Source organism: Lactococcus lactis, assembly GCF_029023865.1.
Lineage (GTDB): Bacteria > Bacillota > Bacilli > Lactobacillales > Streptococcaceae > Lactococcus > Lactococcus lactis.
The window spans coordinates 488,432-507,258 of sequence record NZ_CP118969.1 but is presented as its reverse complement, the minus strand read 5'-3'; the positions used below and the strand labels follow the sequence as shown (position 1 = coordinate 507,258).

19 protein-coding genes are annotated in these 18,827 nt (G+C 35.7%); 4 read left to right on the top strand and 15 right to left on the bottom strand.

All coding sequences use genetic code 11. The features are described from left to right. Positions 1-5: 5 nt before the first annotated feature. On the bottom strand, positions 6-437 hold the full coding sequence (locus PYW37_RS02705; protein WP_023189771.1) for a universal stress protein: 432 nt from the start codon (positions 435-437) through the stop codon (positions 6-8). A 240-nt stretch (positions 438-677) separates the two neighbouring features. On the opposite strand from PYW37_RS02705, the gene PYW37_RS02700 reads away from it, so the two are divergent. Continuing rightward, positions 678-1,805: a cysteine desulfurase family protein gene (locus tag PYW37_RS02700; RefSeq protein ID WP_025017107.1), complete on the top strand. Its 1,128-nt coding sequence runs from the start codon at positions 678-680 to the stop codon at positions 1,803-1,805. Between the two features lie 23 nt (positions 1,806-1,828). Beyond that, positions 1,829-2,173: a DUF1831 domain-containing protein gene (locus tag PYW37_RS02695; protein WP_012898424.1), complete on the top strand. Its 345-nt coding sequence runs from the start codon at positions 1,829-1,831 to the stop codon at positions 2,171-2,173. A gap of 93 nt (positions 2,174-2,266) precedes the next feature. Here the strand turns inward: PYW37_RS02695 and tuf are convergent, their stop codons facing one another. Continuing rightward, positions 2,267-3,454 carry an elongation factor Tu gene (gene tuf / locus PYW37_RS02690; protein ID WP_003132374.1) on the bottom strand — a complete coding sequence of 396 codons (1,188 nt, stop codon included), beginning with the start codon at positions 3,452-3,454 and terminating at the stop codon, positions 2,267-2,269. A 242-nt stretch (positions 3,455-3,696) separates the two neighbouring features. Here tuf and PYW37_RS02685 point away from each other — a divergent pair, with 242 nt between their 5' ends. Beyond that, positions 3,697-3,879 (top strand): SPJ_0845 family protein, encoded by a 183-nt coding sequence (locus PYW37_RS02685; protein ID WP_023189769.1) that lies wholly within the window; start codon positions 3,697-3,699, stop codon positions 3,877-3,879. A 58-nt stretch (positions 3,880-3,937) separates the two neighbouring features. Beyond that, positions 3,938-4,054: a DUF4044 domain-containing protein gene (locus PYW37_RS02680; protein WP_014570713.1), complete on the top strand. Its 117-nt coding sequence runs from the start codon at positions 3,938-3,940 to the stop codon at positions 4,052-4,054. Between the two features lie 57 nt (positions 4,055-4,111). On the opposite strand, the gene ileS is transcribed toward PYW37_RS02680, so the two are convergent. The 13 genes from ileS to PYW37_RS02615 form a co-directional block, all read right to left on the bottom strand. Continuing rightward, the gene (ileS, locus tag PYW37_RS02675; RefSeq protein ID WP_025017106.1) at positions 4,112-6,910 is read right to left on the bottom strand and encodes an isoleucine--tRNA ligase; all 2,799 of its coding nucleotides are present in this window, start codon (positions 6,908-6,910) and stop codon (positions 4,112-4,114) included. 314 nt (positions 6,911-7,224) lie between these two features. Beyond that, the gene (locus tag PYW37_RS02670) at positions 7,225-8,151 is read right to left on the bottom strand and encodes a DivIVA domain-containing protein (protein WP_023189767.1); all 927 of its coding nucleotides are present in this window, start codon (positions 8,149-8,151) and stop codon (positions 7,225-7,227) included. A gap of 56 nt (positions 8,152-8,207) precedes the next feature. After that, positions 8,208-8,999 carry a YlmH family RNA-binding protein gene (locus PYW37_RS02665; protein ID WP_012898427.1) on the bottom strand — a complete coding sequence of 264 codons (792 nt, stop codon included), beginning with the start codon at positions 8,997-8,999 and terminating at the stop codon, positions 8,208-8,210. Then, a complete protein-coding gene (locus PYW37_RS02660; protein ID WP_010906174.1) occupies positions 8,996-9,271 on the bottom strand; it encodes a YggT family protein in 276 nt (91 codons plus the stop codon). Before PYW37_RS02660 ends, PYW37_RS02665 begins: the two co-directional genes overlap by 4 nt. Beyond that, on the bottom strand, positions 9,271-9,861 hold the full coding sequence (locus PYW37_RS02655) for a cell division protein SepF (protein WP_003132390.1): 591 nt from the start codon (positions 9,859-9,861) through the stop codon (positions 9,271-9,273). The genes PYW37_RS02660 and PYW37_RS02655 overlap by 1 nt, the downstream gene beginning before the upstream one ends. 33 nt (positions 9,862-9,894) lie before the next feature. Further along, a complete protein-coding gene (locus PYW37_RS02650) occupies positions 9,895-10,572 on the bottom strand; it encodes a YggS family pyridoxal phosphate-dependent enzyme (RefSeq protein WP_003132391.1) in 678 nt (225 codons plus the stop codon). Between the two features lie 3 nt (positions 10,573-10,575). Further along, a complete protein-coding gene (gene ftsZ, locus PYW37_RS02645; protein ID WP_003132392.1) occupies positions 10,576-11,829 on the bottom strand; it encodes a cell division protein FtsZ in 1,254 nt (417 codons plus the stop codon). 30 nt (positions 11,830-11,859) lie between these two features. Next, complete coding sequence (gene ftsA / locus PYW37_RS02640) at positions 11,860-13,230, bottom strand: cell division protein FtsA (protein ID WP_023189765.1); 1,371 nt, start codon at positions 13,228-13,230, stop codon at positions 11,860-11,862. Between the two features lie 160 nt (positions 13,231-13,390). After that, the gene (locus PYW37_RS02635; protein ID WP_012898429.1) at positions 13,391-14,260 is read right to left on the bottom strand and encodes a DegV family protein; all 870 of its coding nucleotides are present in this window, start codon (positions 14,258-14,260) and stop codon (positions 13,391-13,393) included. A gap of 112 nt (positions 14,261-14,372) precedes the next feature. Next, positions 14,373-15,101, bottom strand: a complete 729-nt coding sequence (gene rlmB, locus PYW37_RS02630) for a 23S rRNA (guanosine(2251)-2'-O)-methyltransferase RlmB (RefSeq protein ID WP_012898430.1) — start codon at positions 15,099-15,101, stop codon at positions 14,373-14,375. Between the two features lie 145 nt (positions 15,102-15,246). Then, positions 15,247-16,365 carry an NAD(P)/FAD-dependent oxidoreductase gene (locus PYW37_RS02625; protein ID WP_023189763.1) on the bottom strand — a complete coding sequence of 373 codons (1,119 nt, stop codon included), beginning with the start codon at positions 16,363-16,365 and terminating at the stop codon, positions 15,247-15,249. 129 nt (positions 16,366-16,494) lie between these two features. Beyond that, positions 16,495-17,340 (bottom strand): aldo/keto reductase, encoded by an 846-nt coding sequence (locus tag PYW37_RS02620; protein ID WP_023189762.1) that lies wholly within the window; start codon positions 17,338-17,340, stop codon positions 16,495-16,497. An 11-nt stretch (positions 17,341-17,351) separates the two neighbouring features. Then, positions 17,352-18,680, bottom strand: coding sequence for an MFS transporter (locus PYW37_RS02615; protein WP_025017105.1), 1,329 nt, complete (start codon positions 18,678-18,680; stop codon positions 17,352-17,354). Between the last annotated feature and the right edge of the window lie 147 nt (positions 18,681-18,827).

The window sequence follows — 18,827 nt, the reverse complement described above, 5'->3', positions numbered from 1 at the left end:
TTTCTTTATTTAATAACCATTACGTTGCAAGAGGCATGGTTAACAATATACTGTGTTGTTGAACCAATGATAAAACGATCAATCGCATCAAGACCAGTTGACCCAATTACAACTAAATCGATATTATTTTCGTTTGCATAATTAATAATTTCTCTTTTAGGGCTGCCAGTTAAACGTACAATCTCAAAATCAACTTCTGTGCCTTTAAGATATTCTTGAACTTGCTCTACAACATAATCAGAATGCTCTTGTACACTTTTATACAAGGTCATTGTGTCTAAATGTACTGGAATATTTGCTAACTTATCATTTAAAACATACAATATTTTCAGATGTGAATGATTTAATTTTGCTGTGCCAACCGCTTCACGAAGGGCATCATAAGCTTGTTCTGAACCATCTACTGCAACTAAGATATTTTTATATTCTTCAACCATAATAAAACCTCCCTAAGAATATTATATAATTATTATTAGAAATATACCATCAATAAATCACATTAATTGATCTGAATAAGATTATAAGATATTTAAAGAATAATCTCATTGCTTTTCATATAAAAAGAATAAAAAAATGGTAAAATAGAGCTTACAGGTAAGGGGACTTTTAATCCTGATGGAATTAAATCATTTCCTTATAAAATATCCAGCAATTACTATGAAAGGTAGGAAAATCAAATTATATATTTAGATAACGCTGCTACAACACCTCTACTTCCTGATGTTATCACCGCAATCTCAGAAAGTTTATCCGCTAATTTTGGAAACCCCTCTAGCATTCACAGTCTCGGACGTGCTTCAAGTCAGATTGTTCGTAAAGCCCGTGAAACTGTGGCAAATGCTCTAGAAGTTCCAAGTCGCAATATCATTTTTACTTCTGGTGCTAGCGAAGCAAATAACCAAGCCTTAATTGGTTATGCACTGGCTAATAAAGATAAAGGAAATCATATCATCACAACAGCTATTGAACATCCTTCTGTTCTAAATACTGTTCAATATCTTCATGACCGTTATGGATTTGATGTTAGCTTTGTAAAACCAAAAGCGGACGGAACATTCCCAGCTTCACTTATAGAAGAAAACTTGCGTCCTGATACAATTTTAGTCAGCATGATGTGGGCTAATAATGAAACAGGCCAACTTCTTCCAGTAAAGGAAGTCGGAGAGCTCTTGAAGCAACATCAAGCAGTTTTTCATGTTGATGCTACTCAAGTAATGGGAAAATTTTCAGTGCATCCTCTGGATGTTTCGGCTGATTTCCTCTCAGCATCAGCGCACAAATTTCATGGACCAAAAGGGGTCGGCTTCTTGTACTATAACGAAAAGCTACATTTTGATGCTTTGATTCATGGAGGAGAACAAGAAGAAAAAAGACGGGCTGGTACAGAAAATCTCCATTCTCTTGTTGGTTTAGCTAAAGCCTTAGAACTTGCCCTTGAAAATATTGAATCAAATTATCAAGCAGTTGAAAAACTTAATGAAACTTTACTAACTAAACTAGAAGAACAAAAGATTTCATTTTATAAAAATAATTTTGGTCCAAGTATGCCTCATGTTCTAAATCTTGCTTTTCCGAATGAAAATCATGATTTACTCTTGACCAAACTTGATTTAGCTGGTTTCGCAATCTCAACTGGTTCTGCTTGTACAGCCGGTACAATTGAACCTTCCCATGTTCTTGAAGCTGTTTACGGGAAAAATTCTGAAAAACTAAAAGAAAACATACGTATTTCTTTTTCAGAAATGAATACAATTGATGAAGTTAATCTCTTCGTTGAAAAACTTAGTTCTATTTTAAAAAAATAAACAATTTATTTAGGAGACTCACAATGGCATTTATCACCGAAAAACATTTGGAAGGTAGCAAATATGTTTATCAACTTGCGCCTACTGTTAAAAAATTCACTTTAAAAGATACAACTTTTATTCAAACTAAAATTGGTAATTTTGAATTTAAAAGACTTCTTGAAGAAGTTCCAAATTCAAACGAAGGATTTTTATTAAAAATTATTGTTAATCCAGATTTAAGTGGTTTTAAACTTTCAATTACTGACAAATCCGGTTTACGAAATGTTGATATTTTTAAAAATGCGAGTGAAATGATTCAAAATAAATTTTACTTCCAAATGGATGCACTTGTTGACCGCGGTGTATTTACAAAATCAGAAATTTAAAAAACTCCCCTTTTGGGAGTTTTTATTTTAAGAAAAATTTTTTAAAAAAAAGAACTGTCATAAATGACAGCTCCAATTTGCTTAGATTTATAATTAAGCTTTGATTTCAGCAACGATACCTGAACCAACAGTACGTCCACCTTCACGGATAGAGAAAGTAGTACCTTGTTCGATCGCAACTGGGTGGATCAATTCAACGTCGATATGCACGTTGTCACCAGGCATTACCATTTCAGTTCCTTCTGGAAGTTTAACTGAACCAGTAACGTCAGTTGTGTGGAAGTAGAATTGAGGACGGTAGTTGTCGAAGAATGGAGTGTGACGTCCGCCTTCTTCTTTGCTCAATACGTAAACTTCACCTTCGAAAAGTTTGTGTGGAGTGATTGAACCTGGTTTAGCAATAACTTGACCACGTTCGATTTCGTCACGTTGGATACCACGGAGAAGTGCACCGACGTTATCACCAGCAAGACCTTCAGTAAGTGTTTTACGGAACATTTCGATACCAGTAACAACAGCTTTTTTAGTTTCTTCTTTGATACCAACGATTTCAACTTCGTCACCAACTTTAACAGTACCACGTTCGATACGTCCTGAAGCAACTGTACCACGACCAGTGATAGAGAATACGTCTTCGACTGGAAGAAGGAGTGGTTTGTCAGTGTCGCGTTCTGGAGTTGGGATGTATTCATCAACGATGTCCATCAATTCTTCAACTTTAGCAACCCATTGTGGTTCACCGTTCAAAGCACCAAGTGCTGAACCAGCGATTACAGGAATATCGTCACCTGGGAAGTCGTATTCGCTCAAGAGGTCACGAACTTCCATTTCAACGAGTTCCATCAATTCTTCATCATCAACAAGGTCAGCCTTGTTAAGGAAGACGATAAGGTATTTAACACCAACTTGACGTGAAAGCAAGATGTGTTCACGAGTTTGTGGCATTGGTCCATCAGTTGCAGCAACAACGAGGATTGCACCGTCCATTTGGGCAGCACCAGTGATCATATTTTTAACGTAGTCCGCGTGACCTGGAGCGTCGATGTGGGCATAGTGACGTTTTTCAGTTTCGTACTCGATGTGAGCAGTGTTGATTGTGATACCACGTTCGCGTTCTTCTGGAGCAGCATCGATAGATGCGAAGTCAGTCGCTTTAGAGTAACCTTTGTCAGACAATACTTTAGAGATTGCAGCTGAGAGGGTAGTTTTACCATGGTCAACGTGTCCGATAGTACCAATATTAACGTGTGGTTTGCTACGGTCGTATACTTCTTTAGCCATTTTAAAAATGTCTCCTTTGGGGAATTTGTTTTATTATAGGTAGTCTGCATAAAGCAAACTACCGTTCTTTATCATTATACTTAAAATAGTTTTGAAATGCAAGTCTTATCAGCTTTTAATCGCATTTTTTCAAGAAGTTTTTTCATATATCTAGCTTTTTTATCTATGAAGTAGTAAAATAGTTCTAGTATTGCTCTTCTCTTTTTGAGCACTGTTAAATATTTTATTTCAAGGAGACCACAATGGGCTTAACTTTTAGAAAACGTGATGATTTTGATAAAATGATGGACGATTTAGGCGTCTCAACTGTTGATTTAGTGACTGATGATGATAACAAAAGCGTTCCTTCTCCTGAAAAAAAGGAAGATCCATTTGCTAAATTTTTGACTCCAAAAGAAAATAATAAGGAGAAAGACCCAAACTAATTGAAAAGTCTTCTTTTTCTTGTTACAATTAGTTAAAAATATTTTTATTGAGGAACTTATGGCATATAAAAAACCACAAAAAAGTACTTTCCAAAAAGTAACCATGGTTGTTGTGATTATCATGGTTGTTCTTACGCTTTTCAGCGTACTTGCATCAATGCTTGCAGTATTGTAATTATTAATTTTAAAATAAAAAGTTACTGACAGTTTTGTCAGTAACTTTTTTTATTTATTAATCTTCAAAACCTTCTTCAAGGATTTCAGGGAATTCTGTTTCAACGATATGTGCACAATGTTCACAAAGCATTTTGAGATGTTCATTAGCATTGTGTCCAACTGTTTCATCTGTTCTACGGCAACGATCACAAACTTCTCCAGCCGCATGTTCAACAAGAACTGCAAGATCATCAAATTTCATTGCAGACTCTGGGGCATTATTTACTGGTTCGTTGGCAACTACAAAGTTTGATACAATCAAAAGTTGAGCAACATTTTCATCAATTGCCGTCAATAAAGTACGCACAACTTCATTTGGATAAATAGTTACTGTTGCTTCCAATGATTTACCAATCAATTTTGCTTCACGAGCACTTTCCAAAGCTTTCAAAATCTTATCACGGAAATCAAGAAATTCTTGCCAGTTTCCTAACAATTCTTCACTTCCAGGAATTTCTGCTGCTTCTGGCATTTCTGCAAGATAAGCAAAATTTTCTGGTTCATGTTCCAAGTAAGTCCATGTTTCTTCTGCCGTGTGTGGCAAAATTGGTACAAGAATTTTCACTAAATCTTTCAAAATAACATACATAACTGTTTGCATTGAGCGGCGTTCTGGTGAATTTGCTGCTTCAATATAAACAACATCTTTAGCAAAATCAAGATAGAAAGATGACAAATCATTTGTGATGAAATTAATGATTGATTTGTAAACAGTCATAAAGCTATAGTTATCATAAGCTGTACGAATTTGTTTTACAAGTTCATTAAATTTCACAAGCATATATTTGTCTACTGGACGAAGTTCTGCAAAATCAATTGCATCTTCTTTTGGATTAAAATCAGATGTATTAGCGATTAAGAAACGCAATGTATTCCGGATTTTACGGTAAACTTCAGAAACTTGACTGAGAATATCCATTGACACACGAACATCTGATTCAGTATCAATTGATGCCACCCAAAGACGGAGAATGTCAGCACCAAATTTCTTAGTGACATCTTTTGGCACGATTGTATTTCCAATTGATTTAGACATCTTACGTCCTTTACCGTCTAAAACAAATCCTTGTGAAAGAACTGCTTTATATGGTGCAACGCCATTTACCGCAACTGAGGTTGTAATTGATGAATTAAACCAACCACGGTATTGGTCTGAACCTTCAAGGTAAAGGTCTGCAGGGAAGCTAAGGTAGTCACGTTCGTTAAGGACACCATTCCAAGAAGAACCTGAGTCAAACCAAACGTCCATGATATCTTTTTCTTTTGTAAATTCACCATTTGGTGAAGCTGGATGAGTGAATCCTTCTGGTAAAAGGTCTTTTGCTTCACGTTCAAACCAAACTTTTGAACCAAATTCAGCAAAAAGTTTGGCTACATGTTCAGTTGTTTCTGGTGTGATAATTGGTTCTCCATTTTCACCATAGAAAATTGGTAATGGAACTCCCCAAGCACGTTGACGTGAGATGACCCAATCGCCACGGTCACGAACCATATTGAATAAACGAGTTTTACCCCATGGAATTACCCAATCTACTCTTTCAACTTCATCTAAAATATTTTGACGGAAGTCATCGATTGAAGCAAACCATTGTGGTGTTGCACGGAAAATTACTGGTTTTTTAGTACGCCAGTCATGTGGATATGAGTGAGTGAAGAATTCGAGTTTCAATAAAGCATCTTTTTCTTCTAGCCATTTACTGACAACTTTATTTCCTTCATCGTAGAAAAGTCCTTCAAGTCCAGGAGCTTCATCAGTATAATAACCACGGTTATCAATTGGTGAAAGAACAGGCAATTTATACTTACGACTTGCAAAGTAGTCATCTTCACCATGTCCTGGGGCAACGTGTACAAGGCCAGTCCCAGAATCAAGAGTAACATAATCTGCATTCATGATTAAAGTTTCACGGTCATAGAATGGATGTTTTGCAACCATATATTCTAATTCAGAACCTTTAATCGTTTGAAGGACTTCTGGATTTTCCCATTCTAATTTTTCAGCAACAGCTTCAAGCATTTCTGAGGCAATCACAAATTTACGACCATTAACTGCTACAACTGAATAATCATAGTCAGGATGAGCAAAGATTCCCAAATTTGATGGAATTGTCCATGGTGTTGTTGTCCAGATTACAAATTCTACATCTTCTGGTAATTTACCTTTAGTATCTTTAGCTTTAAATGCCACAAAAATTGATGCTGAACGAACATCTTGATATTCGATTTCAGCTTCAGCCAGTGAACTTTCTGATGAAGGTGACCAATAAATTGGTTTTTGTCCTTTATAGATATATCCTTTTTCAGCCATTTTACCAAAAACGCGAATTTGAGCTGCCTCATATTCTGGCAATAGTGTCAAATATGGACGGTTCCAATCAGCAAGAACACCAAGGGATTTGAAATCTGAACGTTGCATATCTACTTGTTTCATCGCGTATTTACGACATTCCTCAAGATAATCAAGCAAATCCATTTCTTTACGCTTCATGCCTGCTTTAGCAAGTTGTTGCTCAATTGGCAAACCATGAGTATCCCAACCTGGAACATAAGGAGCACGAAATCCTGCCATTGATTTATAACGAACAATAATATCTTTTGAAATTTTGTTCAAAGAGTGTCCGAGGTGAATATTTCCGTTCGCATAAGGAGGCCCGTCATGAAGCATAAATGAGGGTTTTCCTTCATTTAATTCTTGACGTTTCTCATAAAGTGTCGCATCTGCCCAGTCTTTTTGCCAGTTTGGTTCTTTATTTGGCAAGCCTGCACGCATTGGGAAAGCTGTTTTCCCCAAATTCAAAGTATCTTTGATTTTCATATTTTCTTCTTTCTTTCGATTTTGTTTTTATTGAATAAAAAAAACGATTTTTCGCAAAGGACGAAAAACCGTGGTACCACCTTCATTTTTTCTGTCAGTAAAATTTACTGACAGAAACTCTTTTGCGTAACGTGCAAGACGCTTGAACTTACTTTTAGTTCAGTCCAAGATTTTTCTAAAAATTCTTTGAGAAAATAAATTCTGTCAGTAACTTTAGAAGTCCAATCAGCTGATAATAAGAAAAATAGGGAATACGAGTCTTCCATCATCACTCGCTTGCTTGAATTATATTTTTTCTTATCTTGGTCTGATTATTAATTTTTTAATTCGCTTAAATCAGTTGTTTCTTGATTATCTTTTTCAACAACCTCAGCTGTTTCAGCTGGTGCTTTTGAATCTAATTCTGGGAAAATTTCTGAATCATCTGCTTTTGGAGCTTCAACTTCTGACTCTTCGTTAGAATCATCAGTAGTATTAGCTTCGTCAGTAATTTCTACTTCTTCTTTTACTTCGTCAGGTACTTCGGTTTCAACAACAATTTCCTCTGAAACAATTGTTTCTGTTTCATCAGATGTTTCATTTGCTTGTGTAATATCTTCATCTGTTAAAGGTTTAATTGCTTGGGTTTTTGCCAAAGTAGATTCAGCATTTTCCAAATGTTCTTCAATGATTGATTGCAATTTTTCTTCAGGATTGATTGCATAATCTTGAGTAGGTCTAAAGATTTCAGCCCAGTCATCCGATTGAATAGACGCAAGTTGATTTTCAATAATTGAAGTCATTCGTTGGTGATAGAGACGCATTTTACGTTTCAAATCATCAGTATCACGTACTAATTTACGCGCATCATCAGAAGCAGCATTCAAAATAAATCCAGCTTCTTTTTTTGCCGCTTCAATAATTAAAGAACTCTTTTGTCCTGCATTTGCAATAATATCAGCAGATTCTTTTTCAGAATTAATTCTAAGCGTATCAGCTTCACTTTTGGCTTGTTCACGGAGATTATCAGCAGCATCTTGAGCAACAACAATTGACTTGTTCAGTGAATCTTTCATGTCATCAAAATATTTCACGCGTTCGCGTAACGCCTTTAATTCACGTTCTTGATCTTTAATTGTTTGAGCGAATTCATCATAATCTCGAACAACGATATCCAAAAATTCATCAACTTCATGTTTACTGAAGCCGCGAAATTGTGGATTAAAAGTTTTGTTTTGAACATCTAAACTATTTAATGTCATCAATCACTCCTCTTTATCCTTAGAAAATCTTATAAATCTGATTTTCATCTTAGAATCTATTTTTTTCGATTTCTTATAAGTTCTATTTCAACTCTCTGTTTTCCTTTTTTAGTAAAATCTAAAATCCTTAATATTTTGATACGCCCAAAACCTCGAACGCTAATCAAATCATCAAGACCAACAGAGAAATCTTTTTTATCAATTTCTAGGTAATTAACCTTAACCTTCTTTGATTCTAACATATTTGTAGCAATATTGCGAGAAATTTTGAAAGCGACTGCAATCATTTTATCAACTCTTAAGTTATCCACAAGAACAACTTCTCTGACAGCTTTATCTGTTTCTTCAACTAAGTTTTCCAAAGAAATTTCTTGAATTTTGACCGCTGCTCGCCCAATTTTTTCTATTGCTTTAAAACTCTCAACAAGATGTTTACTGACAAAAACTTGAATTTTATTGTCACTAACAATAATATCACCCAATTCTTGCCGTTTAACACCAGCCTGTCCCAAAAAAGTTCCAAGGACTTGGGCATGTGAAAGTTCTACAAATTTTGAAGCATAATTAATTTCAAGTAAGGAAATATCAAAATCTTCTCTGTCAAGAACATAAAAATCTGGCGCCAAAATTATTTTGACTAATTCCGTTCTTGCTAGTTCCTCACTAGAAAAAATTTGAACATTTCTCTTATTTGCCAGAGTTTTTAAAATATCCACTTCTCGGGGATTAAGAAAAAATGTACTTATCACCGAATAAGATTCTTCTACTCGATTTATCCATTCTAAACAACGATCAATAAAATGCCGTTCCTTTTCTTGAAAGTGTTGATAGACATTTTCAGTAATCAATAGAATACTCCGTTAAATACAATAACAATAAATCTTTGAATAAATTTCAAAACAATAAAAGCAATAACGATTGAAAAATCTAATCCCCAAAATTGTAGAGGTAAATTTTCAAATAAACTTAAGTAGGGACGAGAAACTTTAACAATTATACGTCCAAACCAAGTTCCATAAAGAGTTGGTATCCAACTCATTAAGGCGTAAATAACTAGAATAATTGAATAAACATCAAGTAAGCGTAAAAGCCAATTTATTATTGTAAGTGTAATAAGCATTAGTAAATATCGTAACTTTCAAAATTTTGACCAGCTAAGATAGACATTTCTTTCGCTGCATCGACTGTGATATTTGCTGGAGTCATCAAGAAAATTTGACCACCAACATTTTGAATATCACCATCAAGAGTAAAGACCACCCCAGTCATGAAGTCAATTGAACGACGCGCTTGGGCGTCACCCATAAATTTAAAATTGACAAGGACACATTCACCGTTTTTCACGATGCGTGCTGATTCCATGATGTCTGCATAGGCACGTGGTTCTTTAATTGCAATAGTAGAAACCGTTGCAGCCACTGATTGAGATTGTGAAACGGTTTGTTGTTGTACGATTTTTTCAGGCATAGGTTTTGTGAATGTTGAACCAGCGCGTTTTGGCGCTGCTGTTTGTGTTTGTGCTTTTGAAGTTGATTGTGCAGGACGACGAGTCTGATATTCCGGCTGTGCTTTGCGTTCCTCAACCTTTGGTTTTGGCGTAGATGCCACCGTTGGCCTAGATTCTTGCACAGGACGTGCAGGTTCATTGAACTCTTCATCATCCTCTACAAAATAATCACGTAGATTATTCATCCAATCTTTAAATGCCATATTTTCCTCCGTTGTTTACGTTAATCTTAAGACTTATAGATTTTTAAAAAATTCTGTACCGATTCGAACAAAAGTTGCACCATTTTTAATGGCAATCTCATAATCTCTGCTCATTCCCATACTTAATTCAGTACAAGGAATTCTGGAAAGATTCATTTCGGATATTTCAACTTGTAATTTTTTCATTCGTCCAAAAATGTCATTACATTCACTTTCAGTCGCATCAAACGGAGCCATTGTCATCAAACCAACAATCTCAATATTTTCCAATTCAGAAAACTCAGGTAATATTTCCATAAGTTCATTGACAGAAAATCCATGTTTACTTTCCTCGCCAGAAATGTTAAGTTCAATAAAACATTTAATGGTGTGTTCAGCACGTTTATTTATTTCCTGAGCTAATTTCAGAGAATCTAAAGCGTGGAAATAATCAACATAATTAATAACTTGTTTAACCTTACGTCTTTGTAAATTACCAATCAAATGCCAAGTAATTTCTAAATCCTTAAGAGCTTCGTATTTTTCCAAAAAAAGTTCTGTTCGATTTTCCGCTAAATGTGAAACTCCATTTTCAAAAACTTCACGTGCAAGATTAGCATCAACAGATTTGGTCACAGCGACGACTGAAACTGACTGATTAGAATAAGAAGACGCAGCCTTTGCCGCATCTACATTACTCAGTATTCTTTTAACATTCTCTTTAATCGTCATTGGTTAGTTTTTACGGAAGAATGGTGGTGTGTCAAGGTCTTCATCTGTTGTTGGAACTCCGCCGAAACTTGTTACTGAAGAAGTATCACGTGTGTTACTTACGTTTTGACGTGTTGAAGTTTCACGACGAATATCCCAATCTCCAAATGCAGAAGATTGATTTTGCCCTTGCGGAGCTGCTTGCGTTTGTTGTTGACTTTGCATTGGACGGCTTGTTTGAGCATGTTGCATATTAGAATTGTGAGTCAAGTTAGGTTGACGACGTGGTTCAGGTTGCAAACCCAAAGCTTCGTCAGCATCTTCCTTAGCAACACCAGTTGCAACAACTGTTACACGGATTTCGTCTTTAAGGTTAGGGTCAATCGCTGTACCCAACATAATATTAACATCATTACCAGCTGCTTGGATAACAATTTCTGAAGCATCTTGTGCTTCAATCAAACTCATATCCATACCACCAGTAACATTCAAAAGAACATTTTCTGCGCCTTCGATTGTAGTTTCAAGAAGTGGTGAGTAAATTGCTTTACGAGTTGCTTCAATCACGCGTTCTTCACCAGTCGCAACACCGATACCCATAAGGGCATCACCTTTGTTTTCCATTACTGTTTTAACATCGGCAAAGTCAAGGTTAATCATTCCTGGGTTAGTAATCAAGTCAGTTACCCCTTGAACACCTTGACGTAAAACATTATCAGCTTCACGCAAAGCTTCAGTTAAAGGAGTTTTCTTATCAACAATTTCAAGCAAGTTATTGTTTGAAATAATGAGAAGTGTATCAACATTTGCACGAAGAGCTTCAATTCCTTCAGTTGCAAAGTATGAACGTTTTGATCCTTCAAAACCAAATGGACGAGTAACAACACCCACAGTCAAAGCGCCAAGTTCTTTAGCAATTTGTGCGATAACTGGTGCAGCACCTGTACCAGTTCCACCACCCATACCGGCAGTGATGAAAATCATATCTGAGCCTTCAAGGGCTTGTGATACTGTTTCAGCTGATTCTTCAGCTGCGCGTTTACCAACTTCAGGTTGCGCACCAGCACCCAAACCGCGAGTCAATTTTGGCCCAAGTTGAATAACTGTATCTGCTTTTGAGCTACGCAATGCTTGTACGTCAGTATTAGCGGCGATAAATTCAACGCCAGAAACACCTTCTTCAATCATGCGGTTGATGGCATTACCACCACCGCCACCAACACCGATAACTTTAATTACAGCACCAGAAGTTAAGTCTGTATCAAATGAAAATTCCATGTTTTTATTTCTCCGTTTTTTACTTTCAGATTAATCAAAGAGATTGCCAAAGAAATTTTTGGCACGGTCAACGAGACCTTCTTTTTCTTCTTCAGGCTCAGAAGCTTTTTGAGCTACTACTGGACGTGCCTGAGGTTCAACGTAGAAATCATTTTCTACGTCAGCAACTGTTGTTGCTTGTGGTGTAATTGTTGGAACAGGAGCAACATAAGTTTCTTCTGTCGTCGTATAAGCATAATCACCAGAAAATGCTTGAGATACTAAAATATCAATATCACTACGATTTCCAATGTAATCAACAACACTAATCACTTGAGCAAATGCTGGATTACGTAACCCCATTTCGCCTGGAACAAAAAGACGAGCATTTATTCCTAAGATTTTTGTTGCTAAATCAACAACACCAGGCATTGCAGCCGTTCCACCGACCAAAATCAAACCTCCAGGAGTTTCTGAAGTATGTCCGTGTTCCAAATCTTGACGTACACGATTAAAAACTTGAGTCATACGTGCTTCAATAATTTGTGAAAGATAATATTCTGTAATTTGTTCTGGCTCTTCTTTACCTACAACATCAACAAGGAAGTACTCATCTTGGCTAGCACGTTCTGTACTTGCTTCACCATAGTTGACTTTCAAATCTTCCGCTGCAGAAACAGAAGTGTTAAGAACTGTTGAAATATCTTTAGTTACATAATCGCCACCTTCGGGGCTAGTATGTGTAAATCTTAATGATTGTTCTTTAACGATGCTAACTGTTGTTTGTCCAGCACCCAAATCAACCATGATTGTTCCAAACTCACGCTCACCTTCTGTAAGCACGTATTGTGCCATTGCTAAAGGAGCAATTACAATATTGTCAACGAGCAGTCCTGCGCGTTCAACAACTTTGCGAACATTATGAACAAGAGTTTTAGGTCCAGTGTAAACAACCCCACGAATCTCAAGACGTACACCAAACATTCCACGAGGGTCTGAAATACCTGTAAATCCATCAACTGTAAACTCTTTCGTTTCAACAGCAATAATTTCTCTTTCAGGAACAATCCCACGCATCAAAGCATTTTGAACAACTTGAATAACATCGTTATCCGTGATTTCTTTAGTATCACTGACAATAGGAACCATTCCTTGGCAAGGTTCCATTTCGAGGGAATTCGCTGGGATGCTCACGTTAATTCTATCAATCGTGATTCCTGCGCGTTCTTCGGCAGCATTTACAGCTTTACGCAATGCTTGTGCCACCTTCTCAATATCTACAATAATTCCATTTTTAAGGCCATCGGATTTTGCATTTCCGACACCGATTATATTCATTTCACCTGAGACGTATTCAGCAACAAGCACCTTTATTGTGTTTGTCCCGATATCTACGCCTGTATAAAGTCCACTTTTGGCCATAAAAGCGACTCCTTTCCCTCACACATCACGATTCATATTTTTTTAATAAATTAGGTAAGTGTAAAGATAATTTTGTATACAATTACACTCATTAATTATTTTAACATAAAATCACAGTAAAACAAGAGTTTAGCTGTGATTTTTTTCGTTTTTTATTGAATTATTCTCTACTTTTTTTACTTATTGAAAAAATTGCGATTGTCCCGTCACCTGTATGAGTTACAATTGTTGGACTAAGTGGACGAACATCGACATCACTAATCCCTTTTTTTTGCATAGCTTGTTTTTTAATTTCTTGTGCTATTTCATCTGTTCCAGAATAAGAGATAAGTAGGCGGGGATAGGCTGTATCCATCTCTTCAAGACTCTTTTCAAGGAGTTGATTAATTGCTTTTTTCTTTCCTCGAACTTTGGTCACTTGCCGAAGTCTTCCCTCAGGGTCAACATCAAGAAGAGGTTTGATATTTGCCATTGTTCCAACGAGAGCAACAGCTTTAGGAATTCTTCCACCTCTTGCCAAATGGTTTAAGTCGTCAACCATGAAGTGACTTTGTAAACGTGGAATAATATCTGACAAAACTTCAAGCGTTTCTGTCAGTGTTTTTCCAGAGTCACGCAACTTTACAGTTTCTTCAACAAGGAAACCTTCTCCAGAAGCTGCTGCCAGTGTATCAACAACAGTGATTTTTGCAGATGGGAATTCTTCTAAAACCATATCTTGAGCAATCAGAGCTGATTGATACGTCCCAGAAAGTCCTGACGAAAAAGCAAGGTAAAGGAGTTCTTCATCTGCAGATGCAAATTTTTTAAAAACTTCTAAAAATTGTCCTGAATTAATTTGGGACGTGTGGACAGTAGCTCCTTTTTTTATTGCTGCAAGAAGCGTGGAATTATCTAATGCGGCTTCACCTATTGTTTCATAAGTTTCTTCTCCAACAGTTACAGTCATTCCCAAAACTGTAAGATGATGTTTTTTAATATAATACGGACTCAGGTCTGCTGTTGAGTCTGTCATGATTTGAAAAGTCATAATAATCCTTTCTGCTGTTTCAACTTGCTGATAATATCTTGAATTTACTGACAGATTAGTCACACGTTTGGGCTTTAATGATTCCAAGCGCTAAAGCTTTCATCAGTATTTTTTATAGTCGATTTCTAAAAATTTCGTACATCAAAATACTTGCTGCTACTGATGCATTTAAACTTTGAACGTGTCCTGTCATTGGAATTGTAATCATTTCATCAACTTGTTTTTTGAGATTTTGACCAATTCCATGTCCTTCATTTCCGATAATCAAGGCAACTTTACCTTTGGTATTCCACTTACTGTAAACTGTGCCGTCCATGTCCGTTCCAAAAACCCAGAAATTAGCAGCTTTAAGTTTATCCAAGGTCTGAGAAAGATTAGTAACACGGACAATAGGGACGTGTTGTAAAGCACCCGTTGAAGCTTTGACAGCCGTTGGAGTAATTCCAACGGCTCGGTGTTTAGGAATAATAATTGCATCGACTCCTGTAGCATCAGCTGTCCGAGCAATTGACCCTAAATTATGAGGATCTGTTAACTCATCTAAAATTAAAATTGTGGCATCAGATTTCTCGGCTAATGCTGGGAGAATCTTTTCTAAATCTGCATAAGCAAATTCGGACACTCTTGCCATAAAGCCTTGGTGAACACCGTTTTCTGTTAATTTATTTAATTCTGTTTTGGGTGTCCATGAAATATTAACTTTTTTAAGTCGTGCTAATTCTTTTATTTTTTCAACATTTTTACCACGTAAATCTTCTTGAACGTAAAGTTTGTTGACAAGGTCTCCATTTAAAGCTTCCGTGACCGCATGTAGTCCGTAAATCAAATCTGTATTTTCCATGAAATCATTATATCATTTTTAGACAAAAAAACCTGACTCAATTCGTTACTCTGGCTCATTATGTATCTGACAAAAAAATTATGTAAAACACCAAAAGTTCCTCTTCTGATGATTTACATAATTTTTTAGTGTGATAATAAGCCTTTTAATTGCTCGTTTTTTCTATATTAATATAATTTTTTATGTCTTTTTGATAATTTGAACTATCCCAAGAAATTTCTGGATGATTAAAATATTGGGCAAGTAAATAGGCGATATAAGGACCAGTAGTTAATCCAGATGACCCCAAAGCGCTGGCAAAAGCTAATGAAGAAAAGTCAGGGTGCGGACCAAAAAAAGGCGAAAAATCTGAAGAATAAGCACGTGTTCCCACACGATAATGATATGGAAAGTCAATTAGTTTTGTATCTGATAAGTAAGATTTGACCCCCTCTGTCAAGCTTTCAAAAGCTTCCTGACTCTCTGACAAATCCCAACCCTCTTCATTTTCATGGGTTGCTCCCAAAAGAACTTGACCATTTTGAAAAGGAATGATATCTGCAGCCCCTTCTAAAAATAAAACTGGCCAATTTTTTGTTTCAAAATCCGTTTGAAATGAAATTAATTGTCCTTTTTGTGGCTTGACATCCACTTGTGTGCCAATTGATTCCAAAAGTTCTTTTAAAGCTGGCCCCGGGCATAAAACTAAATCATCTACCACTTCCGTCACACCTTCATGAATGACTTGCCATTTATCTAACGCTCGAGCAATTGTTGCCCGCTCTGAATAAAATTTGACCTCTCTTTTTTGAGCTCGCTTTTTTAATGACGATAAGTAAGCTTTTCCATCTAATCTTGCACCTCCTGAAAGATACAAACTTTCTCTTGGTTTTAATAATGGAAATAAAGCAACAGTTTCTTCCTCCGAGAGTCTCTTAATCTCACCCATCTCGGGAGCTTCTTTTTTTCTTTCAATTGCCAACTTTTCTAACTCAATTAAGTCTAATTTTTGTCGCAAAAAAAGAGTGCCACATTTTTCATAAACATCTTCAGTTAACTCAAAATCATTTTTCATTTTTTCAAAAAAAGCTGCACCATCTTTTGCCAATTGATACCATTTTTTATTTCTTCTTTTAGAAAGCCAAGGAGAAATAATCCCAGCACTTGCTTTAGTTGCCTGATTTTTTTCATCATCAAAAAGACTAATATCAAATTTATCAGTATCTAAATAATTGGCTAAGGTCATACCGATTATTCCGCCACCAATAATTGCAATTTTTTTCATCACATTCTCCTTTTTTCAATGAAATATAGAAAAAATCAAGACTATCTAGGCTTGATTTTATTTTTTGTTTTAAAAGTTCTAACTCTCTAAAGTATATCACTTTTGCATAAAAGCATGAGAAACTGTGCTTTAGTCTTCTAGTTTCCATGACAAAAAGTTTTTTTCTTGCTCCTCATAGGTCATCGTAAAATAAGGTTGTTTTTTATTTAATTTACGAATTTCTTTTATTTCGGAGCAGGATAATTCAAAATCAAAAATATTTATATTTTCTGCTAAATGTTCTTTTAGCGTTGAGCGTGGAAAAACAATAATTCCCTCTTGAATATGCCAACGCAAAATGATTTGTGCGACTGTTTTATTATATTTTTTAGCCATTTTTTTAAATATTTTTTCTTCAAGTAAGTTTTTATCGCCATGTCCCAGAGGATACCAACTTTCAATTTTTGTACCATAAGGTTTCAAAAATTCCTGTAATTCTACTTGTTGATGATAAGGATGAGTTTCTACTTGAATGACACTCGGTTTGATATCAGCAAAATTAAATAAATCAACTAATCTTTCTCCATCAAAATTTGAAATTCCAATTGATTTCACCTGTCCCTCTTTTACAGCATTTTCTAAAGCAATCCATGCTTTTCGATAATTTCCAACCTGTTGATGCAATAAGAGTAAATCAATTTGTTCAACTTTTAGGCGTTTTAGCATTCGCTCAATTGCTTCTGGCGCTTGCTCATAATCAGAAGGCCAAAGCTTGCTTGTAATCCAGATTTCAGAATTTGAAATTTCTGAGTCTTGAATTGCTTGACCGACAGAAGTTTCATTTTGATAAGCGTGTGCCGTATCCAGATGACGATAACCTAATTCCAAGGCAGTTTTTACAATATTTTGCGTTTCTGTTCCTTCTGGAAGCTGATAAAGTCCCAAACCGAATTGGGGAATGACATTGCCATCATTTAATGTTAATTTTGTTTGCATTTTTTCTCCTTTTATTTTTTATTATTGTCTGGTCTAGTAAAAATTAAGACAAGAAGGCCTACTGATAGAAAAGCGGTGATGAATCCCATGACCAAATGATAATAAGCACTTAAGTCAACAATATTTGAGCTAAATAACACAACAATAGATAAACCAACAGGTCCTCCAAGTTGATGCATCATATTTGTCAAACCTGATGCAGCTCCTGATAATTCTGGACTGACCTCTTCTACTCCCGCTGCCGTCAGCGGAGCAAGAAGCCAACCTTGCCCTAATCCAATAATCATCATTTGAAAAATCATCGCATAGAAATATCCCCATTCTGGTTGCGAAACTAATGACAAAATCATTCCTGTCAGTAAAATCACTTGTCCTAGGATCATTACTTTACTATTTCCTAATGCTCTAGTTAATCTAGGAAGAAAAAGAGCCGCGATAAAATTTACGATTGTTAAAGGAAGAAAAGCAAGTCCGGATTGCAATGGTGAAAAATGATACATTTTTTGCATAATCTGCGGCAGAATAAACCAGTAAGTCAACATTGCCATCATAAAGGCAAAGCGTGCAACATACGAACCCGTCCGTACTTTATTTTTAAATAATTCTAAAGGAATTAATGCATAAGTTAACATTTTTTCCCAAAGTATAAATAAGATAATTAAAATGAATGAGAGGATAATGATGAACAAATTACTTACCGTAATTCCGAAAACAAATAGGACTGAGATAAGGACTGACAGAAAACTTCCCAAAAAGTCAATTTTGCTAGCTTTGATATCGCTTTGATGAACATTAACAAGAGTTAGATTAATTAATAATAAACTAAAAGGAACATTTAATAAAAAGCCAACACGCCATGAAAGAGCCGAAGTGAGCCAGCCGCCTAGAATAAGTCCAAAACTTGAGCCAATTCCCGCAGTTGCTCCATAATATGAGATAGCTCTAACTCTTAAATCCCCTTTATATGTATCCATTAATAAAGCTAAACTTGTTGGAGCAAGAATAGCCGAACCAATCCCTTGAACTGCTCTGGCAATAATCATCATTTCTGAAGAAGTTGACAAACCGACAACTAAACTAGAAAATCCAAAAATGAAAAGTCCAAGAAGGAAAATTATTTTTCGCCCTAATAAATCACCCAGGCGTCCTGCTAATAAAAGAAAACCACCAAACGTAATCGTATAAGCATTAGAAACCCAAGATAAAGTTGATTCATTCATTTTTAAATCTTGAGAAATTTTTAAGCTACTTGTAAATATTATTGAGTTATCCATTAAAATAAGGAAATAGGAAAACAAAATAATAAAAAGGATAAGACCAAATGTTTTTTTATTTTTCATAGATTTATTTTAAAATAAAAATTCACTGATTAGAAATGCTTATTTTAGTTATTATTATGCTTTGCGAGCATAATACTGACAAAAAAGTTACTGACAGAGCTTTCTGAGAATAGCTGTTGAGACTTAAGTCTTTACAAATATGCTCTA